Source organism: Synechococcus sp. CBW1006 (assembly GCF_015840525.1).
Taxonomy (GTDB): domain Bacteria; phylum Cyanobacteriota; class Cyanobacteriia; order PCC-6307; family Cyanobiaceae; genus CBW1002.
The window spans coordinates 1,521,257-1,544,323 of sequence record NZ_CP060396.1 but is presented as its reverse complement, the minus strand read 5'-3'; the positions used below and the strand labels follow the sequence as shown (position 1 = coordinate 1,544,323).

Genomic DNA, 23,067 nt, shown 5'->3' with positions numbered 1-23,067 from the left:
AGACCGACCTACCAGCGAAGCAGGTTGAAACGCTCCATATCCACGGTTTCGCGGTTGCGATAGAGGGACAGGAGGATGGCAAGACCCACGGCAGCTTCGGCGGCCGCCACGGTGATCACGAAAATGGTGAACACCTGGCCGCGGATCAACTGGCCATCCAGGTAGGTCGAAAAGGCCATCAGATTGATGTTCACCGCGTTGAGCATCAGTTCAATGCTCATCAGCACGCGCACGGCGTTGCGGCTGTTGATCAGCCCCCACACCCCGGTGCAGAACAGGATGGCGGCCAGCACCAGATAGGCCTGCAGGGGGATGGGGCTGGGCAGATCAAGGCTCATGGAGTGTTCTCCAGCATGGGACGCTTCTGGGCATTGGTGTCCAGCAGCAGGGGAGTGCGGGACTTTTCGATCAGGCCCTGATCGGCGGGCTCGCCTGTGATCACATCACTGCTGAACACGTCGCGGCGGGCCAGCACAATCGCTCCGATCATCGCCATCAAGAGCAGCACTGAGGCCAGCTCAAAGGGCAGCAGATAATCGCTGAACAGGTGCTCACCGATGCGGAAGGTGGCCTCATCGCCGATCGGTTCGGGGCCTGGCAGGGCCCAGTCGGTGGTGAAGGCCACCCGAACCAGCAGCAGGAACAGTCCAGCGCAGACCGCCCCGGAGAGGATGCGACGCAGCAGCAGGCCGGGAATGGCGGCGAGGGTCTCCTGCTTGTTCACGAGCATGATCGCGAACAGGATCAGCACGTTCACGGCACCCACGTAGACCAGCACCTGGGCGGCGGCCACGAAGCTGGCATTGAGCAGGAGATACAGCCCAGCCACCGACAGGAAAACGCCGCCGAGCAGGAAGGCCGAATAGACAATGTTGGGCAGCAGCACCACGCCGAGCGAGCCGAACACCAGGGTGGCCGACAGCACCAGGAAGCAGATCTGCTGGGTGGTGGAAGCGATCGTCATCAGGAAGCGGCTCCGGGATCGGCCTGGGTCTCGCCGGCAGGGGCGGCCTTGGGCAGGGTCTGCAGCACCTGCTCGGGAAGTTTGCCTGCCCGCGGGGCCGTGGCGGGCACATCGTGGGGATCCATCACCCCCTGGGGCAGGTAAGCCAGTTCGCGCAGGGCGAACACGGCCGGATCACTGGTAACACTGGTGGGCAGCCGGCCGAGGGCAATGTTGTCGTAGTTGAGACTGTGGCGATCGAAGGTCGACAGCTCGTACTCCTCGGTCATCGAAAGGCAATTGGTGGGGCAGTATTCGACGCAGTTGCCGCAGAAGATGCACACCCCGAAATCGATTGAATAGTTGCGCAGCTCCTTTTTCTTGGTGGCTTTGTTCATGACCCAGTCGACCACCGGCAGGTTGATTGGGCAGACGCGCACACACACCTCACAGGCGATGCACTTGTCGAACTCGTAGTGGATACGACCCCGATAGCGCTCCGATGGGATCAGCTTCTCGTAGGGGTACTGAACCGTGATCGGGCGCCGGCGCAGGTGGTCAAAGGTGACCGCCAGGCCCTGGGTCATGTACTGGGCGGCGCCCACTGCATCACGCGTGTAGTCACTGACCTTCTTGAGGAAGCCGAACATGAACCGGAGAGCGAGGGAGCTGGAAAGGGAAGCAGGCTGAGCACCATGATGGCCGCCTCAGCAAAAAACCGTCGACCAGGTCGTACCCGGCAGGTTCAGCCGCCGAAGGCCACCGGGAAGGCGAGTTTCAGGGCGGCGGTCACGAGCAGATTCACCAGGGCGATCGGCAGCAGGAACTTCCAGCCGAGATCCAGCAACTGGTCGATCCGCACCCGTGGGGTGGTCCAGCGCAGCAGGATCGCCAGGAACACCAGCAGATAGGCCTTGAGCACGGTCATCACGATGCCGGTGGCGCCTGTGATCATCTGCACCACAGGGGCATCGACCGACTGGCCGAGGGCGCCGGCCAACCACTCGACCGGGACCGGAAAGCCCCATCCACCCAGATAGAGCACCGAGACGAGCAGGGCCGAAAGCACGAGGTTGATGTAGCTGCCCAGATAGAAGAGGGCGAACTTCATGCCGGAGTATTCGGTCTGGTAGCCGGCCACCAGTTCCTCTTCGGCCTCCGGCAGGTCAAAGGGCAAGCGCTCGCATTCAGCCAGGGCACAGATCCAGAAAATCAGGAAACCCACCGGCTGGCGCCAGATGTTCCAGCTGAGGATGCCGGCGCCGGTCTGCTGATCGACGATGTCGACGGTGCTGAGCGAGTTGCTCATCATCACCACTGCCAGCACCGCCAGTGCCAGGGGGATTTCGTAGCTGATCGACTGGGCCGCCGCTCGCAGACCGCCCAGCAGGGAGTACTTGTTGTTGCTGGCGTAGCCACTCATCAGCAGGCCGATCGGCTGGATGCTGCTGAGGGAGATCCACAGGAAGATGCCGATCCCGACGTTGCTGATCACCAGGTGCTGGCCGAAGGGGACCACCAGCCAGCTGAGGATCACGGGAATCACCACCAGCACAGGCCCGATGGTGAAGAGCAGGCCATCGGCCCGGGCTGGAATGATGTCCTCCTTGAACACCAGCTTGAGGCCGTCGGCAATCGGCTGCAGCACCCCGAGGGCGCCGGCATATTCCGGACCGATGCGCTGCTGCACGGCGGCGGAGATCTTGCGTTCCAGCCAGACGCTCACCAGCACGCCCACCACGGCGGCCACCAGCACCAGCAGCATCGGCAGGGGAAGCCAGAGCAGACGGGCCGCACCGGCACTGAGGCCGAGGCCCTGCATCACGTCGGTGAAGCTGGCCTCCAGATCGAGGCCGGGACTGACGGTCGCCGCGGTGGCGACCGCTGCGAAGGAGGAGATGGTGGAGGTCACCATGCGGAGGGCGGCAAGGGGCGCGGCGGCAGTGGGGGCAACTTAGGCGGACGATCAGGGAGACGGTGCGATCGCTGCGAAAGCGCGATCAGCGGGCCTCCAGGGGTACCCAGCTGAGATCGCTGGTGCCGGTGTAGATCTGCGTGGGTCGGTAGATGCGATTCGCACCCAGCTGCTCTTTCCAGTGGGCCAGCCAGCCGGCGGTGCGGGCGATCGCGAAGATCGGGGTGAACAGATCGCGGGGGATGCCGAGCTTTCGATACACCAGGCCGGAATAGAAGTCCACATTCGGATAGATGCCCTTCGGACCCAGCCGCACGGCGGCAGCATCCTCCAGCTGGCGGGCCAGGTCGTAGAGGGGGTCGTGGCCGAAGCGATCGAACAGATCCTCGGCCAGGCGCTGCAGGATCACCGCACGGGGATCCTTCACCTTGTACTCACGGTGGCCGAAGCCCATGATCTTCTGCTTCTCGGCAATCGCCTGATCCAGCCAGGCCTCCACCCGGTCGGCGCTGCCGATCGTTTCGAGCATGGCCAGCACGTCTTCGTTGGCGCCGCCATGCAGGGGGCCGGCGAGGGTGCCAACGGCCGAGGCCACCACGGCGTAGGGATCGGTGAGGGTGCTGGCGGTGACGCGGGCACTGAAGGTGCTGGCGTTGAGGCTGTGCTCGGCGTGCAGGATCAGACAGGCATCGAAGATGCGGGCCGCCAGGGGATCGGGCTCCCGCTCAGTGATCATGTAGAGGAAGTTGGCGGCGTAGGAGAGATCGTCGCGGGGCTGGATCGGATCCTGGCCTTTGCGGATCAGCTGGAACGCAGCCACCATCGTGGGGATCTTGGCAATCAGCCGGACCACCGCCTCAAAGATGTATTCGGGGTTGTCGAGGGCACGGCGGGAATAGAACAGCCCCAGTGAGGCCGCGCTCGACTGCAGCGCGTCCATGGGGTGCCCCGTGGCCGGGAAGCACTTCATCATGTCCCGGATGCGGAAGCTCACCCGGCGGTGCATCTGCACCTCATGCTGGAACGAGGCGAGCTGGGAGGCCGTGGGCAGGTCTCCCCAGATGAGCAGATAGGCCGTTTCGAGGAAGCTGCTGCGGTCCGCCAGCTCATCCACGTCGTAGCCGCGGTAGGTGAGCAGGCCCTGCTGTCCGTCGATGTCGCAGATCGCCGACTGGGTGGCCGGTACGCCCTCCAGACCCGGACGGAAGGGAGGAGAAGAGGAAGACGGATCCACCGTGCCAGGCATTCCACTGCTGCAGACCCTACGGCCAGGGGCTGGGGTGCGCCGTAGTGCATCCCACCAGGCGCAACCTCAGGATGCCAGCAGGGAGCGTGGCGAGAGCAGCAATCGCAGGGCGCTGTGGCCCCAGGGCAGCCCCCGGGACGGCAGGGCCAGCAGGATCACGCCGGCCTTGCGCAGCTCCAGCGCTTCGAGGGGCGCACCAATCAGCCTAGCTGCCAGGGCGCTGAGGTCGGGTTCATGGCCCACCAGGCCCAGACGGCTCCAGGCGGGCAGTTCGCCATCGCCAGCCAGGCAGCGCTCCAGCAGGGGTGCGGCATCGGCCTCCGGGGCCAGTTCGGGGGCCTCGAGTGGGAGCGGTGCCAGGCCCAGATCGGCGGCGATGGCGGCGGTCTGGCGGGCGCGCAGCAGCGGACTGGTGAACCACAGCTCGCAGCCCAGGTTCAGGGCGCAGAGGCGCTCCACCACGGCGCGGGTGCGGCGATCGCCCCGTGGGGTGAGGCCGCGTCCCGCGTCGGGCCGGTCCGGTGAACGCTCCTCGGCGATGCCATGGCGAAGCAGCAGCAGTTCCCGCCCCTCGCTCATCCGGCCAGCTCCAGGCGGGCGCGCAGGCGCAGGGCTTCTCCGTCGGCCTGGGCCGCGAAGGAGGCCCCCTGCACCGGCTCGCTCAGGCGAGTGCCGGCCAGACCGGAGAGGAGCCGCCAGGGTTGCCAGCCCTCGATCCAGTCGCGGGCCGGAGCGGCGGCCATGGCCCGCTGCAGTGGGGCCGAGGGCATCGCCAGGGCGGTGAGCTGCTCCAGACGAGCATGGGGAAGCCCCCGGGCCGACTGCTGCCGGTCGAGCACCGCCAGGTTCTGCCCCCACCAGGCCCAGGCACCGGACTGGCTGCGGGCGCCGGCCAGGGAGGCCTGCAGCTGCCGATCGCCACGACCGTCCGCCAGGCTCAGCCGGGTCCACACCTGCACCGGGTCGGTACCACGGGAGGCGAGTGTCAGAGGCGCCATCACCAGCCCCTGCCGCTCAAGATCGGCCGCCAGGTCGGCGAGAGCGGGTCGGTCGGCCGCTGTGCCCAGCACCCAGCCATCGGCGGTCTCGCTCCAGAGCAGGGGACCGGCATCACGGGTCGCCACCAGGGCCGGCAACGACTCCTCGTCTGATGACCCGGCCAGGGGTGCCAGCGCCGGCGCCAGCGGTGAGGCCAGCAGGCTGGCCGGGTTCTGCAGCAGCAGCAGCTGGCGCGAGGAACCCCGCAGCTGGTTCAGCGGTCCCTCGGGTTCGGCCGGATCGAGCTGCAGGCCCGGCTCCTTCCAGCCCAGCAGGGCATCCACCACCAGAGCGGTGCCCTGGGGCCGCAGGGCGGCCACCAGATCCGTGACACGGCTGTCATCGGCGAGGGAGGCCGGCAGGCCCAGCCAGCGCTGCAGAGCCTCGGGCCGGGCCTGCACCACAACCACGCCCCGTTCAAGCTGCTGCAGCTGCTGCTGAAAGCGGGAACTGGCGGCCTGGTTGAGTTCATCGATCTGGGAGACGTCGAGCGCCTGCTCCAGCACGCCACGGCCCGATCCGATCAGGACCAGGTCATCGTCGATCAGGGCTGTGGCCAGGGGGGCGGGCTCCTGCCCCAGCAGGGCTCCGCGGCCGCTGATCAGGCCCATGCCGCGGTAGCGGCTGATCTGCAGGTCGGTGCCCGCCAGGCTGCGGGTCTGCCAGAAGCGCTGCAGGAAACGGCGAGCGCCCTGGTCATCGCGGCTGCGCAGGGCCAGCAGCCAGCCGGTGTCGCCGGGATCGGCGCCGGTCTCCAGCAGGGCGAGGGTGATCTCGGGGCCGAGCCACTCGGCCAGTTCACCGCTGTAATCGATTCCGGCAGCCGCGAAGGCGCCATCCCGCAGGCGCGCCACAGCCTCGGCTGATGGTCGGCGCTGGCTGGTGGGGGCAACGGCGCGGGCGTAGTCGACCGGTTGGTTGCCATCCGCCAGCAGGTAGAGGGCCAGGGGGGCGGAGCGGGGCACAAAGCGGGCTGACAGCGGCACCACCAGGGGCTGACGCTGGAGCTGGAGGGGGCTGCGCTGCCAGACGAGCCACCAGCCCGCCAGGCCGAGACTCAGCAGCAACACCGCCACCAGCAGCACGACCGCCAGGAAGGGGCGGGCCTTCATGCGCCCTACGCAAGGTGGCCCCATCTTGATGCCAAGCCCCTACCTTGACCGCCCACTCCCCCACGCCATGGCCTCCGCCAGCCCGAGCTCCCTCAGCGCCAGCGAGCTGCAGCAATGGCTGCAGGCGGAACGCCCCCTGCAACTGGTGGATGTGCGGGAGGACCAGGAACTGGCGCTGGCCCGGTTATCCCATCCCACGGTGCACCTACCACTCAGCCGCTCCCAGGAGTGGCTGGCGGAGCTGCCGCAGCGGCTCGATCCGGAGGCCGACATCGTTGTGCTCTGTCATGCCGGCGTGCGCAGCTGGCAGTTCGGCTGCTGGTTGATGGAGACACAGGGCTATGAGCGGGTCTGGAATCTGCGGGGGGGCATCGACGCCTGGAGCGTGCTTGTGGATCCCAGCGTGCCCCGCTACTGATCTCCAGTCTGGCGCAGGCGCTGGAAGCTCTCTAAGCTCAACGCCACTCTGACCGGGTCCGTGCCGGCCCCTTCCCGTGGACAGCCTGCCCCGCCGCCAACAGCAGGTGCTTCAAGCCACGGTGAGGCACTACGTCGACACGATGGAGCCGGTGGGAAGCAGCACCCTGGTGCGTCGCTTCGGCCTCCCCGCCAGCCCGGCCACGGTGCGATCGGCCATGGGCGCCCTGGAACAGCGGGGCTTGCTGACCCAGCCCCATACCTCCGCCGGCCGTATCCCCAGCGAGCGGGGCTACCGCACCTATGTGGATCAGCTGCTGCCGGCCCCCGGTGCGGCTGCCCTGCAACTGGAGCGTGAACTCACCGGCCTCAGCCTTCAGTGGGCCAGCCTGGACGACCTGCTGCGTCACCTCGGCCGGCGGCTGGCCGATCTCACCGGGCTGCTCAGCCTGATCACCCGGCCGCAACGGGCCGAGCCGCGGCTCCAGGCGATCCGGCTGATGGGCAGCCACGATCGCCTGCTGGTGTTTCTGGTGCAGGCCCCGGCGGTGGCCACCAGCCTCAACGTGCGCCTTCCGGGCGAAACGGAGCTGGAGTTGCCTGTGCTGGAGCGCTGGGCCAATCAGCAACTGCGCCGGCCGGGGGAGCCCGGCATCTCCTGGGAGCAGTTGCCGCGCGAGCTGCAGCGCAGTGGCCGGGTGCTGCGCCAGGCCCTGGCCAGCCGTGCCAGCAGCGATGCCGATGATGCTGATAACGCCCTCGCGATCGGACTGGGGGGATTGCTTGGACAGCCGGAATTCAGCCGCACCGCCAGCCTGCGGCCACTTGTGCAACTGGTTGAAGAGCGGCCGCGGCAGGTGCTCGGCCCTGAAGGGGATGCGATCTGGATCGGCCGCGAACACCCCCACGTCGCCCTGCATGACTGCGCCGTGGTGCAGGCCAGTTATCGCAGCGGCGACGGTGGCCTGGGCCATGTTGCCCTGATCGGACCGATGCGGATGGCGTACGCCACGGCTCGGGCGACAGTCCGATCGGTAGCCTCGATTCTGCAACGCCTGCTCAGCTGAGGGCTGCGGCTGCCGGATGGACCCTGCCCGCCCCTCTTTCCTCCCGACCCCGGAATGACCTATTGCGTCGGCTTTCTTCTCGATTCGGGGCTGGTCTTCGCATCTGATTCCCGGACCAACGCCGGGGTGGATTACATCTCCACCTACAGCAAGATGCACGTGTTTCAGCCGTCAGAAGACCGGTTGTTCGTGCTCCTGGCCGCCGGCAACCTCGCCACCACCCAGGCGGTGCTGAACCGGATCCACCGTGATCTGCTGGCCAAGGGCGTGAGCACCCCCCCTGGCGTGGGCAGTGGCCCAGCGGTGGGCATCGGCTCCAGCCTGATGCAGCAACCGAGCCAACCACCGCAGGAAACGGAGGTGTTCGCCGATTCCTGCCCCATCAGTCCTGATGCGGCAACCGGCTCCACGGCACCGGCTGCCGGACCGCTCGCTGCCTGGGCTTCTGATTTCGCCTCGGTGACCAGCTCCGTCAAAGCCGGGAACCCGTCCTCCCGGGCGGCAGCGGACTGGGAGGGATTGGACCGGCAGGCAGTGGATCGCGCGGCAGTGGGTCGGGAGGGAGTGGATCGAGAGGCCGTGGGTCTGCGGGACTCATCCCTGCCCGACCTGCTCAGCGCCCGCTTCCTGTTTGAAGCGGCCGACTATGTGGGTCGCGTCAGCGTGGCGGTTCAGCAGGAATACGGCCATACCCTGCGGCAGTCGGGAGCCAGTGCCGAAGCCAGCTTCATCCTGGGCGGCCAGATCCGCGGTGACCGCCATGGCCTGGTTCTGATCTACCCCCAGGGCAACGCGGTGATGGCCACCCGCGAAACCCCCTTCCTGCAGATCGGTGAAAGCAAGTACGGCAAGCCTCCGCTTGATTTCGTGGGGCATTGCGGCCTGTCCCTGGAGGATGCGGCGCGGCTGTGCCTGATTTCCCAGATCATCACGCGACGCTCCAACCTCACGGTGGGCCCCCCGTTTGAGGTGGCCCTGATGCCCCGTGACGAGCTTCGGATCTCGCGCCGCATCAAGCTCTCCAAGGGGGCACCGGAGATCGGCCGCTCGATGGACATCTGGGCCCGCAGCATGCAGGACGGCCTGCGCCGCCTGCCGCGTTTCGCCTGGGAAGAGGATCCCCTCTGACTCAGCCCTCGAGCCTGCCGCCCAGCTTGTCGGCCACGGTGTTGACGTCTTTGTCGCCGCGGCCTGAGAGGTTGAGCACCACCTCCGTTCCGGGGGCAAGGGTGGGGCAGAGGGTCTCGAGCCAGGCGAAGGCGTGGGCGGTTTCGAGGGCCGGAATGATCCCCTCGAGTTCACACACCAACTGCAGCGCCCGCAGGGCTTCGGCGTCCGTCACGGCACCGTATTCGGCCCGGCCGATCTCCTTGAGGTAGCTGTGTTCGGGGCCCACTCCCGGGTAGTCGAGGCCGGCGCTGATCGAATGGGCCTCCTGGACCTGGCCTTCGCTGTCCTGCAGCAGCAGGCTCATGGCGCCATGCAGCACCCCGACGCGCCCTTCAGTGATCGTGGCGGCGTGGCGACCCGTGGCCACACCGTCGCCGGCGGCCTCCACCCCGATCAGGCGCACGGAGGTGTCCTCCACGAAGGGGTGGAACAGGCCCATGGCATTGGAGCCCCCGCCCACGCAGGCGATCAGCACGTCCGGCAGGCGACCGAAGGCCTCCTGGCACTGCGCCTTCGCCTCCCGGCCGATGCAGGCATGGAAGTCGCGCACCAGCATCGGATAGGGGTGCGGCCCCGCCACCGAGCCGAGGATGTAGTGGGTCGTCTCCACGTTGGTGACCCAGTCGCGGATGGCCTCGCTGGTGGCGTCCTTGAGGGTGGCGGTACCCGCGGTGACGGGTTGCACGGTGGCCCCCAGCAACCGCATGCGGAAGACGTTCAAAGCCTGGCGGCGCATGTCTTCGGCGCCCATGTAGATCACACACTCCAGGCCGAAGCGGGCACAGACGGTGGCGGTGGCCACGCCATGCTGGCCGGCGCCGGTCTCGGCGATGATCCGTTGCTTGCCCATGCGCAGGGCCAGAAGTGCCTGCCCTAGGGCGTTGTTGATCTTGTGGGCGCCGGTGTGGTTGAGGTCTTCCCGCTTCAGCCAGAGGCGCGGACCGCCTTCGGGACGGGCGTAGTGGGCCGTGAGTCGTTCGGCCTCGTAAAGGGGCGTGGGCCGGCCCACGTAGGTGCGCAGCAGGTGATTCAGCCGATCGGTGAAGCCTGGATCGGCCCAGGCTTCGGCCGCCGCCTGCTCCAGTTCCGCCAGGGCCGGCATCAAGGTTTCAGGCACGTACTGGCCGCCATACCGCCCGAAGCGACCGCCCGGGGTGGGCCGTGCCGACGGGTCGAGGGCCGTGGCATCGGGCTGCCCCGGGGCTGGGGTCTGCGCTGACAGGGTGCTGGTCACCGGCGGCTGGACGGGGTGATCCCAGCGTAGGAAGCCGTGCTCAGGGCGGTGGCGGCGGCGCCACCGGCCAGCCGGGCGGTTCATCAATACGCAGCCAGTCCGGCTCGAGGGTGCAGTCGGCTGCTCCGGACACGGAGGAACGGAGGCTGTCGGGTCGCAGCGGCGCCTTGCGGCAGAGAGCGGCGGCAGGTTCGCCCTGCAGGCCGATCCGCAGCATTTCCAGCTGCAGGGGGGGAAGATCCACGGTGGGGGCGTTGGCGGAGTGGAAGGGCGGTGCGCTGGAGTGGGTGGTAGCGAAGGATGGAGCCATGGCCAAGGGGGGCTGGACCGAATTCAGCAGTGGCGGCAGCCGGCCGGAAAGCCTGCAGCGCGCTGGTGCGGGGGATGCCGCCGCTCAGCCACGTGCCCAGCAGCGGGTGCGGGTGCAACGCACCAAAGCGGGCAAGGGCGGCAAGCTGGTGACCGCCATCACCGGGCTGGAGATCGGCGAGGCTGAAAGCAGGACCCTGCTGAAGCAGCTGAAGGCCTCCGCCGGTACCGGCGGCACCCTCAAAGATGGCGTGATCGAACTCCAGGGCGATCAGGTGGCCGCGGCTCTTTCCGCCCTTGAGCAGGCTGGTTTTCGGCCGAAGCAGGCAGGGGGATGACGCGAGCAGGGCCCCTAGGGTTGTGAGATCTCATAGATTCCACTGTCTTACCGATGCAACTCTCGATGGTTGATGCGTCGGTGCTGCCGCTGACGCGGACGCTGACCAATCTCGCTGCCGTGCTCGCCAAGGGGCAGGCCCACGCGAAAGCCCACAGCATCGATCCGGCGGTGCTGCTGCAGAGCCGCCTCTATCCCGACATGTTCCCCCTGGTGCGTCAGGTGCAGATCGCCTCGGACATCGCCCGCCGAGGGGTCGCCCGGCTGGCCGGATCCGAAGCGCCAGCGGTGGAGGACAGCGAAACCAGTTTCGCCGAACTGATCGAGCGGCTGCAGCACACGATCACCTTCATCGAAAGCGTGCCGACGGAACAGCTGAACGGCTCGGAAGAACGGCTGATCACAGTGCCGATCGGCCGCGATCAGACGATCACGATGCCGGGCTGGCCCTTTCTGAGCAGCTTCGTGCTGCCGAACGTCTATTTCCACGTCACCACCGCTTACAACATCCTGCGCCACAACGGTGTTGTCCTCGGCAAGCGCGATTTCCTGGGCGCATCCTGAAATCTTCGCCTCCAGCCCATTGCCATCGACACGATGCCTCTCCATGGGGTGGGCAAGGGTCCTGAGGCGCCCAGGCCAGGCTCAGATCTGAACGGCCACCGACACCTCCGCCAGGGAAACGGCGCCTGGATCGGGGTGGCCGACGCTCCTGGCGCCATGGGATCGGGCTCGACCCAGTCGGGGCAACAGCTCGGCTGTGGCCTGGGCAGCATGCACTGCGCAGCTGGCCGCCTCAGACCAGGCCCTGGCAGCCGACTCCCCTTGGGCGATACCGCTGCTCAACCGTTCCGAGAAAGGGATCAGGGCATCGACCAGGGTCTTGTCGCCAGCCTGGGCCTTGCCGAGATTCCGAATGGCGCCAAGAGCGGCGGCGACGGCTCCGGCCAGGGCGGTTGGATCCAATCGATCCGCCGCGGCGAGGGCATTGCCGGCAGCCGCCAGACCAATGCCCCAGAGGGCACCGGAGCTGCCGCCGCCCTGCTCAGACCAGGCCTCTCCGGCTTCCAGCAAGACACGGGCCACGCTGCCCTGGTCGTCCACCGCCCGCTGGGCAGCAGCCACCGCCCCACCGACGCCCCGCACCATGCCCAGGCCATGGTCGCCGTCTCCTGCGATGGCATCGAGCTGGCCCAGCTCCTGGTGGCTCGCCTCCAACGCTGCCTGGGCCTTCTGGAGGCCCTCCAGCACCCGACGGGCCCAGATCAGCTGATCCCCCTGGCCAGCTGGACTGTCGCGCGCTGATGCCGGCGGAATCGGGGCAGGAGCGTCTGCCTCCCGTTCCGGAGCGGTCGTCGGGCCGAGTGTCGGATGGCCGCGTTGGAAAGCAGCGCTGTCGGCTGGGGCTTGCCAGAACGGCTCGAGCTCATCGTCGAGCCAGAAGAGACTGAGAGACAGCCCGGCCATCTCCAGGCTGGTGACCAGTTCGCCACATTCGGCATCGACGATCCGCACGCCCCTGGCCTCAAGATTGCTTGCCACCGCATCGAAGAGGCTGAACAGCTCCTCATATTTGAACCCGCCCAACCCGTTGAGCAGCACCACTACCCGAGCCTCCTGGGGCGGTATGTCATCCGGGCTTTCCGCCAGCAGCGCAGCCACCAGCAGCTCCGCCAGTCCGGCAGCGTCGGGGAGAGGACGCTCCTCCAGCCCCGGCTCGCCGTGCACGCCCAGCCCCACGGCCATGCGACCCGCCGGCACAGAGAACAAGGGAGACTCCGCCCCCGGCAGGGTGCAGCCGCTGAAGGCCACACCGAGGGTTCGGGTGCGGGCATTGGTCCGCCGGGCCAGCCTCTCCACCGCATCCAGGTCCAGGCCTGCTTCGGCAGCCGCACCGGCCACCTTGTACACCGCCAGCCCGCCGGCAATGCCACGGCGCTGATTCATGGCGGAGGGCGGGGCACTGGCGATGTCATCACTCACCGCCACAATGCGCACATCGTGGCCCTCGGAACGCAGGCGTTCCGCCGCCAGGCCGAACTGCAACATGTCGCCGGTGTAATTCCCGAAAGTGAGCAGGAAACCAGCGCCCCGATTCACCTCACGGCTCACACTGACGATCTGGCCAGCCGACGGCGACGCGAAGATGTTGCCGCAGGCGGCACCGGCGGCCATGCCCATCCCGACAAAGCCCATGAACGCGGGATAGTGGCCGGACCCACCGCCGGTCACCACGGCCACCCGTCCCCTGACGAGGCCTGAGGCACGCACGACACCACCCGCCACGGCCCGCACCCGGCGGCGATTCGCAGCCACGAACCCAGCCTTGGCCTGTACCGCAAAGCGGCCGGGATCGGTGATCAGGTGCGTCATGCTCTGAGACCCCGAATGGGGCCGTCCGGATCGTCAGCATCAGCATGGACCCTGCTGCTGTTGCGGCCCAGGAGTTTCATGACAGCGTCATGCTGTACCACCCATCTCACTACCCAGGACCATCGGGACGGTGCCGAACGCCGCGGTCACTCACAGGCCGTGAGGCCGTCGTAGCGACCGTGGCGGGGGTGGGCAGGATGATCACGGCCGGCAGCGACGTAGAGCCGCTGGAGGATCAGAGAGGGGACTGGCTCAAACAGGCCTAGATGGCGAAGGTAGGAAATGAGGGCATGAACCATCCGGCAGCTCACACAGGTCGACCTCATTCCAATCAGACCATCGGACGACGTCTGTATGAAAATCATCCAAAAGGCCTGGTGAAATCCAGATCTGTAGTGATTGATGCCAGCAAGACGCGTCGATCAATCGATAGTCAGGAGTTCGCAACTGACATCAGGCCATGATCCAATGGCACGGCCTGATGCGGTAGCGGACATCACGACAACCGTTGTTCATGACTGCGAACCAAGACACAATGATCTCTGCATTGCTGGCTGCCAAAAAAGCCAAGGGAATGAGCTTTGCCGACCTGGGCGCCAAGCTGGGCCGCGACGAAGTCTGGGTAGCCTCCCTGTTTTATCTCCAGGCCACCGCCTCGGCGGACGAGGCAACCCAACTGGGTGAGCTGCTGGACCTGGATGCGGAAATCATCGCTGCATTGCAGGATTTCCCTACCAAGGGATCGCTGGATCCGGTGATTCCCACTGATCCATTGATCTATCGTTTTTACGAGATCATGCAGGTGTACGGCATGCCACTCAAGGATGTGATCCAGGAGAAGTTTGGCGATGGCATTATGAGCGCGATCGACTTTACCTTGCACGTGGACAAAGAAGCCAATCCCGCCGGGGACCGAGTGAAGATCACCATGTGCGGCAAGTTCCTGCCTTACAAGAAGTGGTGATCCAGGCGCTGCGCGTGCCCACCGGCCGAATCAGCCAGTAACGAAAAAGGACCCGTCGCAATGCGACGGGTCTGATCGTTGGAGACCTTGCTGATTGTTGAAAGCCGTTGAGAAAGTCGACTTTTAAATCAGCTTACCCAGATCATCAACGGGCGCCAAGCTCGGCAGCCAACTCACGCTCAAGCTTCTCATCATGCACCGTGGGCAGCACATTGCTGACCGTTGTGCGATGGGTGCTGTAGAAGAGCATACCGATGAACACCATCCCACCAACAATATTTCCCATAGTGACAGGCAGGTAATTCCAAAATGCAATCTGTCCGAAACTTACGCCAGAGCCCAGAAGAGGCCCTGTGGTGTGCAGGAACATGTTGACCACGATATGTTCCATACCGAGAGCCTGGAACGCCGTGATTGGCAGCCAGCAGGCAAGGATCTTTCCAGGAACACTTTTGCTGACGAGCGCCAGTGTGACACCAAGGCAGACCAACCAGTTGGCAATAAGGCCTCGGACAAAGGCAAGAAAGAAACCAAGGACACCGAGGGACTGATACTTGACGATCACGTTGGCTTTATTCAGGCCGATGATCTTGTTGGCGACCGCAACCCAATCCCCTGACCCTGCAGCCAGATCTGCAGTTCCACCACTGGTGAGGCTGATGGCAAACAGGATGCCCACCAAGCCTGTACCGAGGAAATTGCCGATCCAGACCCAGATCCAGTTCCGGATGGTTTTGCTCCAAGTGGTCTTACCTGCCCAGACCGCCATAGGAAGCAAGGCAAAGTTACCGGTGACCAGTTCCATGCCGAACAACACGATACTGGCGAATCCGAAAGGAAAGATCAGAGACCCGATCCACGGTATTCCGGTCTGAACCATGATCGTGAGGGCAAGGCACAAGGCCAGACCGAGAACGGATCCGGAGTAGAAACCTCGCAGCAACAGATTCTTGATACTGACGCCGGATTTCTTGCCGCCGGCAGCAATCATGCCGTCAACGAGTTCATTTGGTAAGACGTAATCCATCTTTGAGGTGCTACTGAATTGGAACTGGGAACGAAAGAGTTAGGCGCCTCAGCCACGGATGGCGTTGATGAAGCAACCGATCAGCCCACTACCTGGACGGTGGCCTGCCTGGACAACCCTGTCGGGTGCCATGAAGTGATGGCCATGGGAAGAGAAAAAGCAGCTGTGGAATCAAGTTGGCGCCAACTAAGCAGAGCCTGCCGGTAGGGCCCCAGGGGAATGGACAATGAGACTACGCCTCAGTCAAGATGTCCAGCCAGAGGGAGCACTTCAACAGGGAAGGTACTGGAACAAGACAGACGACGAAGAAGCGAGAAGCATTCACTGCCCCGAGGGGTGGACGCAATAACGTCCAATGTTGACCTGTCGGAAACAAGCAAGGTCAACGGAACTTGTCTAGGTGCTGCCAGAACGAAGTGTTGTGACAGATGCTACAGAAGATCAATCCTGGCTGCCCAGGGTCTTCGGAGCTCGTGGCACAACCGTGCTGATCGTCTCCCATAGAGGTGCCGGCCTGAAAAGTCACAGAGTGGGCAATGTGTACGCAGCGCCGCTTCCCCATCAAGCATTCCGAGCCCGTCGCGTTAAAGGCTTGTCAGCGATCTGACGGCTGCGACGAGGTCCTGATTCCCTTGATAGACAGATGAATATGGACATGGGGAGAGTGAACACCCTGAGCTTTTCAACGACAAGACCGCGTCGGCCAGATCATGGCCGGGGTGAATTTCCTGCATGGCTGATCTCTCCTGAATGGTTGACTCTGGGCTTCATCCAACCTCGATTCTTAGTCCACGCACAGCTCACCCCCGGACTGGGAATGCTCAAGCAGTGAGTCACTGGCATCAGTGCATTTCAGAGGTCTTTCGGTCGAAAGTCCAGACCGAATCCGAAGCGAGTCTCACGGGCCCTGCAACGTGGCCATCCCGATCACCCGCGCCTCAAGCCATCCATTCCACCAAGCCTCCACCTGGGTGCCGCCGGTCCGGATGGATGATCAGGGCCTCTCCCGCCACAGGCGGGAGGCTTGCCGCTCTTCCAGCCCTCCCCCATGCTTCGCCTCGCCCAAGCCCTCGACAGCCAGCTGTGTGCGGCAATGGAGCGGGCGTTTCCGCAGGCCGCCGCCGAGGCCCGTGCAGATGGCCGGCGCCTGGATCCCCAGTTGGCAGCGGCCAGCAAGCCCGAATTCGGTGATTTCCAGGCCAACGGCGCCCTGCCCCTGGCCAAGCCCCTGAAGCAGCCGCCCCGTGCCATCGCCACGGCGATCGTGAACGAACTGGCGGCGGATCCAGCCTTCGCGGAACTCTGCCTGGAGCCCCAGATCGCCGGGCCCGGCTTCATCAACCTCACCCTGCGCCCTGAGCGGCTCACGGCCGAGGTGGCGGCCCGTCTTGGGGACCCCCGCCTGGGCGTTCCCGCGGCTGCGGAGGTGGGCGGAGGCCAAGGCGGCAGCGATCAAGGCGGCGGAGCACCGGCGGCTCCGGTGGTGGTCGACTTCTCCAGCCCCAACATCGCCAAGGAGATGCACGTGGGCCATCTGCGCTCCACGATCATCGGCGACTGCCTGGCCCGGGTGCTGGAGTTCCGCGGCCACCCGGTGTTGCACCTCAACCACGTGGGTGACTGGGGCACCCAGTTCGGCATGCTGATCACCCACCTCAAGCAGGTGGCCCCCGAGGCGCTGATCACCGCCGATGCGGTGGACCTGGGCGATCTGGTGGCCTTCTATCGCCAGGCCAAGCAGCGCTTCGACGACGACCCCGTCTTCCAGGCGACGTCCCGCGAGGAGGTGGTGAAGCTGCAGGGGGGAGATCCGGTCTCGCTGAAGGCCTGGAGGCTGCTCTGCGACCAGAGCCGCCGGGAATTCCAGAAGATCTACGACCGGCTCGACATCCGCCTCAGCGAACGGGGCGAATCCTTCTACAACCCCTATCTCGAGGCCGTGGTGAGCGACCTGGAAGCCACCGGTCTGCTGGTGACCGACGACGGCGCCGGCTGCGTGTTCCTGGAGGGGGTGAGCGGCAAGGACGGAAAAGCCCTGCCGGTGATCGTGCGAAAAAGCGATGGCGGCTTCAACTACGCCACCACCGACCTGGCGGCCATCCGCTATCGCTTCGCCGAGCCCCCGGCCGGCGATGGCGCCCGCCGCGTGATCTACGTGACGGATGCGGGCCAGGCCAGCCATTTCGCCGGCGTGTTCCAGGTGGCCCGGCGGGCCGGCTGGATCCCCGCAGACGGCCAGCTGGAACATGTGCCCTTCGGCCTGGTGCAGGGGGACGACGGCAAGAAGCTCAAGACCCGTGCGGGCGACACCGTGCGCCTGCGGGATCTGCTCGATGAAGCGGTAGAGCGGGCCGAGGCGGATCTGCGACGCCGTCTGGCCGAGGAGGGGCGCCAGGAGGAGGAAAGCTTCATCGCCCATGTCGCCACCACCGTGGGACTGGCGGCGGTGAAGTATGCCGACCTCAGCCAGAACCGGACCACCAACTATCAGTTCAGCTTTGATCGGATGTTGGCGCTGCAGGGCAACACCGCCCCCTATCTGCTCTATGCCGTGGTGCGGATCGCCGGCATCGCCCGCAAGGGCGGCGACCTGGCGGGCCAGGCGGAGGCCTCCAGCCTGCAGTTCAGTGAGCCTCAGGAGTGGGCCCTGGTGCGCGAACTGCTGAAGTTCGACGCGGTGGTGGCCGAGGTGGAGCAGGAGTTGCTACCCAACCGATTGTGCAGCTATCTGTTCGAGCTCAGCCAGGTGTTCAACCGCTTCTATGACCAGGTGCCGGTGCTCAAGGCTGAGGAGGGCGCCCGGCCTGGACGCCTGGCGCTCTGCCGCCTCACGGCCGACACCCTGCGGCTGGGGCTGGGGCTGCTCGGCATTCCCACCCTGGAGCGGATGTGAGTGCTCCTCGCAGCAGGTCATCCGGCCTCTCCCAGCGGCGACCGATCGGTGCAGGAGCCGAAGCTGCCGAATCAATCCAACCAATCAACCTTCGTGCACCATGACATTTCCTAGGCTTTTGCCTTGACAGAAAGGAGAAAGCCTGGGCAGTTCTACTTATTCTATTAGCGCAGAGATGGCAATTTTCTCAGCAGGCTCCCTATTGGAGCCTTGCGCGGGACAGCTTTGTCGAGGAGAGATCCAAGGATACAATTTAGGCGCCCTTGACTGGACGGGCCGCGTCCTTTTGCGTGGTGTAAAACCCGAGGCCCGAATGCCCTGACTCAGAGGGTGAACAGGGTGGAATGACGGGCTGTCATTCCTGAGGCGCAGATGCACCTCGTTCTTCCACGATGAAATGAGGCGATTGACTTGTCAAGTCTCTCGTCTGATCGCGGCTGTGTTGTGAGCGGCAGGAGTCTTCTATGCAGCCCAGGGGTTACAGCGCCGGCCCCCGGGCGGCGATCGAGGCCGCTGCGCCCTGTGGGGGCGCTGCCACCTCAATCACCTGGGGCCTGCGTCTTGCACCTCTGCGGCGGCGGCGCTGAGCAGGGCCGGCAGATCCTCCAGCTCCGGGATGGCAGCCATGCTTTCGGCGGAGAACATGCGGCGGCCTTCCAGCTGCCAATGCTCGTGCTGCTCCAGCAGCACCGCGCCCACCAGGCGGGTGATCGACGCGTCGTTGGGGAAGATGCCGACGACGCGGGTGCGGCGCTTGATCTCCTCGTTGACCCGCTCCAGCAGGTTGGTGCTCCAGACCTTCTTCCAGTGAGGCTGCGGGAAGTGACGGAAGGCCAGCACGTCCTCTCTGGCCTCGTTCATGAGCTCGGTGGCCTTGGGGAAGCGCTCCGCCAGCGAGGCGGCCAGGTCATCCCAGCGGCTGAGGATCTCTCCGGCATCCTCCTGAGCGAACACCGAGCGCAGGGCGGCGGTGACCATGCCCTGGTGGGCTTTGGGGACGCGCTGGAGAAGGTTGCGGGCGAAGTGGACGCGGCAGCGCTGCCACACACAGCCCTGCAGCTGGCGCCTGATGGCCTTGGTGAGGCCCACGTGGGCGTCGGAGATCACCAGCTTGACGCCAGTCAGGCCGCGCTCTTTGAGCGAGGCGAGGAACTCACTCCAGAAGCCCTCGCTCTCGCTGTCGCCCACCTTGAGGCCCAGCAGCTCACGGCGACCATCGGCGTTGACCCCCATGGCGACGACGACGGCCCTTGAGCAGACCTGCAGGGCCTTGCCCAGCCGGCCGTGGAGGTAGGTGGCATCCAGGTAGACGTAGGCGTAGCCGGACTCCTGCAGGGGCCGGTTCAGAAACGCCTGAACCTGCTCGTCGATGTCCTGGCAGATGCGACTGACCTGGGATTTGGAGATACCGCTCTGGGATCCCAGGGCGGCGACCAGGGCATCCACCTTGCGGGTGGAGACCCCACAGATGTAGGCCTCCATCACCACGCCGTAGAGGGCCTGGTCCACACGGCGGCGCGGCTCCAGGATCGAGGGCAGGTGGCTGCCGGAGCGCAGTTTGGGGATGCGGAGATCGATGTCCCCCACCTGGGTGGCCAGGGTGCGCGGCCGGTAGCCGTTGCGGTAGCCGAGCCGCTCCTCGCTGCGCTCATGGCGCTCTGCGCCGAGCACGGCAGCGACCTCCAGCTCGATCAGCTGCTGCAGGCCGTGGCGCACCAGCTCGGGGATCAGCTCACCGGCGCTGCTGCCATCCAGTAGCGGCGCCAGCTCAATTGCGGCACGATTGGACGTGGGCGTGTGTCACGAGTCAGCAGGTGAAAGCCAAGTGCCCGATGTCAACTACGTAGGCGGGTCGCGTCAATTACGTAGGCGGGTTACCCCGGGTCCTCCCCCTGCCATGGCAGGGGGAGGCGACAGCGAAAAGTGAGCCACCCTGGCCCGGTCCTCTGCCATGGAGCCGGGATCTTCTGATCGGCCCCAGGCGTCAAGCCCGTTGGCCGGTGCTCTTGCTGCTGTCCCGCCTGAGCGCTGCAGCGGAGCGCACGAGCCGGCGGACCCCACGGTCCGACGGCAGCGCGGAGCTCATCACCGGCACCTGGCGCCAGGGGTTGGCTTGTGGTTGGCGGGTAATTGACGCCTGGTCGCGGCGACGAATCAGCCTGCGCTGGAGCGGTCAATCCGCCGTGCCCGTTTGCGGCGGTAGCTCTCGCCATTGATCTGAATCAGCGTGCTGTGGTCCACCAGCCGGTCCACCGCTGCCACGGTCATGGCGCTGGTGGAGAAGACGTTCTCCCACTCGCTGAACGGCTGGTTACTGGTCACCAACAGGGATCTGCGCTCGTAGCGGTGCATCACCAGCTCGAACAGCACCGAGGTCTCGGCCTCGTCCTTGCGGACGTAGCCGATGTCATCGATCACCAGCAGGGCAAAGCGATCCAGTCGGGTCAGGGCCTTAGCCAGGGCGTAATCGGCTTTGGCGCGCTGCAGCTCCTGCACCAGCGTGGTGGCGGAGAAAAACCGCGCCGTGCGGTCCAGGGCGATCAGGCTGCGGCAGATGCCTGCTGCCAGGTGGGTTTTGCCCACACCGCTGGGACCGAATAGCAGCAGGTTCTCGGCCCGATCCAGCCAGCCGGTGTCGTGGGCGAGCTGCTCGATCTGAGGACGCTCAAGATCCGGGATGGCGTTCCAGTCGTAGTCCGCCAGGGTCTTGGGGACCGGCAGCTGGGCCTCATGCAACAGCCGCCGTTGACGGGCTTGATGCCGCTGCTGGTGTTCCTGCTCTGCCAGCACATAGAGGTAGCTGGCTGGACTCCAGCCAGCGGCTGTGGCCTGCTGCTCGGCCGCCTGCCACTGGCTGCGGAACTGGGGCAGTTTCAACTGTTTCAACACCGATGGCAGAGCCGTTTCCAGTGCCGGCCTGCTCGGGGGTTCCAACCAGGAGTTCGTCATAGCTGCTGAGGGTGTGTTCGGGGATGTCGAGCTGGGGCATGGCCGCCAGGCCCCGGGGGGGCCGCAGGCCGTAGTGATCGCGCAGGGCCGTGAGGTTCAGCTCACCGCGGCGGAGCTGACGCCGCAGATACCGCTCCACACCGGCCAGATCGTCCGTCCGGGCAGCGACATGGAGGGCGTCCACCATGACCTTGGCGGCCTCATCCGGCGGCAGGGCCGCCAAAAGCAAGCGCCACAACTGACGCCAGGTCTCTCCGGGGAGCAGGTCGGACTGCAGCTGGGCACGCAGCAGCGCCCGGGGTTTGCGGCGCAGACTCTCGATCACGTGGCGGAAATCGATCCGCCGCAACGGCCCGCTTTCTCCCGCTCGCCGATGCAACCGTGGCAGGGTCTCCACGAACTTGCTGCGCAGGAACAGATCCAGCCGGTCATGGCGCAAGTGCACCGTCAGCTGCTGGCCGATCAGCCGCGAGGGGACGCTGTAGGTGACCGAGCGCACCTCGATCGTGCTGGTGCTCCGCACCCGCGCCACCACCGGCTCGTAGTCGGCAAAGCGCTCCACCGGCAGGGGCTGGAGATGCAGCTGCTCAATCTCCAGGTTCCCCTGCACCTGGTAGCGGCTGTTGAGCGTGTTGGTGACCTGGGCGACGAGCTGCCGGTAGTCGGCCTCGGTGGCGAAATCACGGCTGCCGCGCTGGATCAGCTGCTGCTCCAGCCGATGTTTCCAGTGCCGGTGCGGGCCCTCGATCGCGCCGTTCTCGTGGGCAACGCCGCGGTTGTTGCGGGTGGCGATCACCCCCAGGTGGGCGCACAGCTCGCGGTAACGGCTCGTGTAATCGCCGGCGTAGCTGCCGTCGCGGTTGCGGAAGCAAGCACTCAGGCTGTCGGTGCGGTGCTCCGCCGGCACCCCACCGCAAAGAGCGAGAGCGTTTTGCAGGGCCTCGGATAGGGCGACAAAGCTTTCGCCGCCGTGGATCACCGCCACATGGCACCAGCCCGAATAGGGCAGGCGGAAGTGGAACAGCCGGTGCTCCAGCACCTCCCCCGCCACGGTGATCGGCTCACCTTTGAGCAACGTGAAATCCGAGATCCCCAGTACACCGGCCCGGTGCTGCTGCAGGAACATCACCTCCTGGGCCGGGCCGTGCAGGGCCCGCCACTGCTCGACGCGGCGCTGCAGGGTCCGCTTGCGCCGGTACCACTCCTCGCCAGGCCTGAGCTGTTCCAGGTGAAGCAGCAGGGTCTGGGGTTCCAGTTGCGGCGCCTTCTCAAGCATCGGCACCAGCACGCTCTCCCAGACCTCGGCCAGGGGATCGGCTCGGGTGCGCCAATGGCGACCCCGCTGCTGCTGTTGCCCCTCGGGCTGCAGCTCACCCCGATCGATCCGTTGCGCGCTGCGCACCGAAATCCCCGCCGCATCAGCCGCCACCTGTTGGCTGAGCCCATTGGCCCGTTTTGCCATGTACCGCTCCTTGATCCGCAACGACAGAGGGGCGGGCATGGCAGGGCTCCAGACCGGAATCGGAACCCTGTTGTCGCGTCCTGAGACCCGCCTATGTAGTTGCGCGGACCCGCCTACCTAATCGTCGCCGGACAGCCAAGGCTGATGAAACTGCATCGGGGATGGGAGTGTGGCCTCCCGGGATCGGCCTGCAGGGGCTGGTACCAAACCACCCCGTGCTGCTGCGTTCAAAAGACGTGGTGGTGAGCGACGGGGAAACGGCGGACTGGATCCGTCAGGTGTGCGACGAGAAGGTGAGCGCAAGCGAACCGTTGATGACGCGCCGATATCTATTTCAGACGCTGCCAAAACGGGAGGCGGCCCAAATCTCCTGGATCAGTGTGGACAGAGCCTGTCTATGGACCACACGGCAGCCGGCGTATAGACGGCACGAGCTCATCGCAGGCCCTGATGCGGAACGTGAGAACCTGCCATGGAATGCCAAGGGAACATCCCAAGTGGTCACCACCATGAGGGTCAATACCGATGTCTGTGGCAGGGGCGGAGCAACCCGTAGTAGCGATGATGGGTCTGTAACGGACTCGGAGCCAAGGGGTTGCATCATCCCGTTT

General features: G+C 65.8%; 21 protein-coding genes and 1 pseudogene. 7 read left to right on the top strand and 15 right to left on the bottom strand.

What is annotated here, in order from left to right; genetic code table 11:
• Positions 1-8 precede the first annotated feature (8 nt).
• From nuoK to H8F26_RS07325, 7 genes are all read right to left on the bottom strand, one after another.
• Positions 9-338 (bottom strand): NADH-quinone oxidoreductase subunit NuoK, encoded by a 330-nt coding sequence (gene nuoK, locus H8F26_RS07355; RefSeq protein WP_197158571.1) that lies wholly within the window; start codon positions 336-338, stop codon positions 9-11.
• On the bottom strand, positions 335-964 hold the full coding sequence (locus tag H8F26_RS07350; protein ID WP_197158570.1) for an NADH-quinone oxidoreductase subunit J: 630 nt from the start codon (positions 962-964) through the stop codon (positions 335-337). Before H8F26_RS07350 ends, nuoK begins: the two co-directional genes overlap by 4 nt.
• The gene (ndhI, locus tag H8F26_RS07345) at positions 964-1,593 is read right to left on the bottom strand and encodes an NAD(P)H-quinone oxidoreductase subunit I (protein ID WP_197158569.1); all 630 of its coding nucleotides are present in this window, start codon (positions 1,591-1,593) and stop codon (positions 964-966) included. Before ndhI ends, H8F26_RS07350 begins: the two co-directional genes overlap by 1 nt.
• A gap of 95 nt (positions 1,594-1,688) precedes the next feature.
• A complete protein-coding gene (gene nuoH / locus H8F26_RS07340; protein ID WP_197158568.1) occupies positions 1,689-2,858 on the bottom strand; it encodes an NADH-quinone oxidoreductase subunit NuoH in 1,170 nt (389 codons plus the stop codon).
• An 85-nt stretch (positions 2,859-2,943) separates the two neighbouring features.
• On the bottom strand, positions 2,944-4,104 hold the full coding sequence (locus H8F26_RS07335; protein ID WP_197158567.1) for a citrate synthase: 1,161 nt from the start codon (positions 4,102-4,104) through the stop codon (positions 2,944-2,946).
• A 66-nt stretch (positions 4,105-4,170) separates the two neighbouring features.
• On the bottom strand, positions 4,171-4,683 hold the full coding sequence (locus H8F26_RS07330; RefSeq protein WP_197158566.1) for a histidine phosphatase family protein: 513 nt from the start codon (positions 4,681-4,683) through the stop codon (positions 4,171-4,173).
• The gene (locus H8F26_RS07325; protein WP_197158565.1) at positions 4,680-6,254 is read right to left on the bottom strand and encodes a DUF3352 domain-containing protein; all 1,575 of its coding nucleotides are present in this window, start codon (positions 6,252-6,254) and stop codon (positions 4,680-4,682) included. Before H8F26_RS07325 ends, H8F26_RS07330 begins: the two co-directional genes overlap by 4 nt.
• Positions 6,255-6,321: 67 nt before the next feature.
• Here H8F26_RS07325 and H8F26_RS07320 point away from each other — a divergent pair, with 67 nt between their 5' ends.
• From H8F26_RS07320 to H8F26_RS19310, 3 genes are all read left to right on the top strand, one after another.
• The gene (locus H8F26_RS07320; protein WP_197158564.1) at positions 6,322-6,672 is read left to right on the top strand and encodes a rhodanese-like domain-containing protein; all 351 of its coding nucleotides are present in this window, start codon (positions 6,322-6,324) and stop codon (positions 6,670-6,672) included.
• Between the two features lie 76 nt (positions 6,673-6,748).
• Positions 6,749-7,738, top strand: coding sequence for a heat-inducible transcriptional repressor HrcA (locus tag H8F26_RS07315; protein ID WP_231598050.1), 990 nt, complete (start codon positions 6,749-6,751; stop codon positions 7,736-7,738).
• A 54-nt stretch (positions 7,739-7,792) separates the two neighbouring features.
• Complete coding sequence (locus H8F26_RS19310) at positions 7,793-8,866, top strand: 20S proteasome subunit A/B (protein WP_231605531.1); 1,074 nt, start codon at positions 7,793-7,795, stop codon at positions 8,864-8,866.
• 1 nt (position 8,867) lies between these two features.
• Here H8F26_RS19310 and trpB read toward each other — a convergent pair whose 3' ends face one another.
• Together trpB and H8F26_RS07300 are read right to left on the bottom strand one after the other, a co-directional pair.
• Positions 8,868-10,130 (bottom strand): tryptophan synthase subunit beta, encoded by a 1,263-nt coding sequence (trpB, locus tag H8F26_RS07305; protein ID WP_197159048.1) that lies wholly within the window; start codon positions 10,128-10,130, stop codon positions 8,868-8,870.
• 52 nt (positions 10,131-10,182) lie between these two features.
• Entirely contained in the window at positions 10,183-10,452 is a 270-nt protein-coding gene (locus H8F26_RS07300) for a hypothetical protein (RefSeq protein WP_197158563.1), read from the bottom strand.
• Between H8F26_RS07300 and H8F26_RS07295 the strand changes: the two genes are divergently transcribed.
• Entirely contained in the window at positions 10,451-10,789 is a 339-nt protein-coding gene (locus H8F26_RS07295; protein ID WP_197158562.1) for a translation initiation factor, read from the top strand. The genes H8F26_RS07300 and H8F26_RS07295 overlap by 2 nt on opposite strands.
• A gap of 65 nt (positions 10,790-10,854) precedes the next feature.
• On the top strand, positions 10,855-11,352 hold the full coding sequence (locus H8F26_RS07290; RefSeq protein ID WP_231605530.1) for a DUF1993 family protein: 498 nt from the start codon (positions 10,855-10,857) through the stop codon (positions 11,350-11,352).
• An 81-nt stretch (positions 11,353-11,433) separates the two neighbouring features.
• Here the strand turns inward: H8F26_RS07290 and H8F26_RS07285 are convergent, their stop codons facing one another.
• Both H8F26_RS07285 and H8F26_RS07280 read right to left on the bottom strand, forming a co-directional pair.
• Entirely contained in the window at positions 11,434-13,161 is a 1,728-nt protein-coding gene (locus H8F26_RS07285) for a dihydroxyacetone kinase family protein (protein WP_197158560.1), read from the bottom strand.
• Between the two features lie 146 nt (positions 13,162-13,307).
• The gene (locus tag H8F26_RS07280; RefSeq protein WP_197158559.1) at positions 13,308-13,460 is read right to left on the bottom strand and encodes a hypothetical protein; all 153 of its coding nucleotides are present in this window, start codon (positions 13,458-13,460) and stop codon (positions 13,308-13,310) included.
• Positions 13,461-13,696: 236 nt separating this feature from the next.
• On the opposite strand from H8F26_RS07280, the gene cynS reads away from it, so the two are divergent.
• Positions 13,697-14,125, top strand: coding sequence for a cyanase (gene cynS / locus H8F26_RS07275; RefSeq protein WP_370594692.1), 429 nt, complete (start codon positions 13,697-13,699; stop codon positions 14,123-14,125).
• A gap of 145 nt (positions 14,126-14,270) precedes the next feature.
• On the opposite strand, the gene H8F26_RS07270 is transcribed toward cynS, so the two are convergent.
• Positions 14,271-15,152: a formate/nitrite transporter family protein gene (locus H8F26_RS07270; protein WP_197158557.1), complete on the bottom strand. Its 882-nt coding sequence runs from the start codon at positions 15,150-15,152 to the stop codon at positions 14,271-14,273.
• A 1,048-nt stretch (positions 15,153-16,200) separates the two neighbouring features.
• Between H8F26_RS07270 and argS the strand changes: the two genes are divergently transcribed.
• Positions 16,201-18,045, top strand: coding sequence for an arginine--tRNA ligase (argS, locus tag H8F26_RS07265; protein ID WP_197158556.1), 1,845 nt, complete (start codon positions 16,201-16,203; stop codon positions 18,043-18,045).
• Between the two features lie 543 nt (positions 18,046-18,588).
• Here the strand turns inward: argS and H8F26_RS07260 are convergent.
• The 3 genes and pseudogenes from H8F26_RS07260 to istA form a co-directional block, all read right to left on the bottom strand.
• Positions 18,589-19,818, bottom strand: coding sequence for an IS256 family transposase (locus H8F26_RS07260; RefSeq protein WP_197159047.1), 1,230 nt, complete (start codon positions 19,816-19,818; stop codon positions 18,589-18,591).
• Between the two features lie 381 nt (positions 19,819-20,199).
• On the bottom strand, positions 20,200-20,994 hold the full coding sequence (istB, locus tag H8F26_RS07255) for an IS21-like element helper ATPase IstB (protein ID WP_231597868.1): 795 nt from the start codon (positions 20,992-20,994) through the stop codon (positions 20,200-20,202).
• A gap of 574 nt (positions 20,995-21,568) precedes the next feature.
• A pseudogene (gene istA, locus H8F26_RS19305) lies at positions 21,569-22,456 on the bottom strand (IS21 family transposase); the annotation flags it as partial.
• Positions 22,457-23,067: the final 611 nt, after the last annotated feature.

Excerpts from the sequence above, each read along its gene's own strand:
- nuoK (WP_197158571.1), bottom strand. The coding sequence starts at position 338 with ATGAGCCTTGATCTGCCCAGCCCCATCCCCCTGCAGGCCTATCTGGTG.
- H8F26_RS07350 (WP_197158570.1), bottom strand. The coding sequence starts at position 964 with ATGACGATCGCTTCCACCACCCAGCAGATCTGCTTCCTGGTGCTGTCG.
- ndhI (WP_197158569.1), bottom strand. The coding sequence starts at position 1,593 with ATGTTCGGCTTCCTCAAGAAGGTCAGTGACTACACGCGTGATGCAGTG.
- nuoH (WP_197158568.1), bottom strand. The coding sequence starts at position 2,858 with ATGGTGACCTCCACCATCTCCTCCTTCGCAGCGGTCGCCACCGCGGCG.
- H8F26_RS07335 (WP_197158567.1), bottom strand. The coding sequence starts at position 4,104 with ATGCCTGGCACGGTGGATCCGTCTTCCTCTTCTCCTCCCTTCCGTCCG.
- H8F26_RS07330 (WP_197158566.1), bottom strand. The coding sequence starts at position 4,683 with ATGAGCGAGGGGCGGGAACTGCTGCTGCTTCGCCATGGCATCGCCGAG.
- H8F26_RS07325 (WP_197158565.1), bottom strand. The coding sequence starts at position 6,254 with ATGAAGGCCCGCCCCTTCCTGGCGGTCGTGCTGCTGGTGGCGGTGTTG.
- H8F26_RS07320 (WP_197158564.1), top strand. The coding sequence starts at position 6,322 with ATGGCCTCCGCCAGCCCGAGCTCCCTCAGCGCCAGCGAGCTGCAGCAA.
- H8F26_RS19310 (WP_231605531.1), top strand. The coding sequence starts at position 7,793 with ATGACCTATTGCGTCGGCTTTCTTCTCGATTCGGGGCTGGTCTTCGCA.
- H8F26_RS07295 (WP_197158562.1), top strand. The coding sequence starts at position 10,451 with ATGGCCAAGGGGGGCTGGACCGAATTCAGCAGTGGCGGCAGCCGGCCG.
- H8F26_RS07300 (WP_197158563.1), bottom strand. The coding sequence starts at position 10,452 with ATGGCTCCATCCTTCGCTACCACCCACTCCAGCGCACCGCCCTTCCAC.
- H8F26_RS07290 (WP_231605530.1), top strand. The coding sequence starts at position 10,855 with ATGGTTGATGCGTCGGTGCTGCCGCTGACGCGGACGCTGACCAATCTC.
- H8F26_RS07285 (WP_197158560.1), bottom strand. The coding sequence starts at position 13,161 with ATGACGCACCTGATCACCGATCCCGGCCGCTTTGCGGTACAGGCCAAG.
- H8F26_RS07280 (WP_197158559.1), bottom strand. The coding sequence starts at position 13,460 with ATGGTTCATGCCCTCATTTCCTACCTTCGCCATCTAGGCCTGTTTGAG.
- cynS (WP_370594692.1), top strand. The coding sequence starts at position 13,697 with ATGATCTCTGCATTGCTGGCTGCCAAAAAAGCCAAGGGAATGAGCTTT.
- H8F26_RS07270 (WP_197158557.1), bottom strand. The coding sequence starts at position 15,152 with ATGGATTACGTCTTACCAAATGAACTCGTTGACGGCATGATTGCTGCC.
- argS (WP_197158556.1), top strand. The coding sequence starts at position 16,201 with ATGCTTCGCCTCGCCCAAGCCCTCGACAGCCAGCTGTGTGCGGCAATG.
- istB (WP_231597868.1), bottom strand. The coding sequence starts at position 20,994 with ATGACGAACTCCTGGTTGGAACCCCCGAGCAGGCCGGCACTGGAAACG.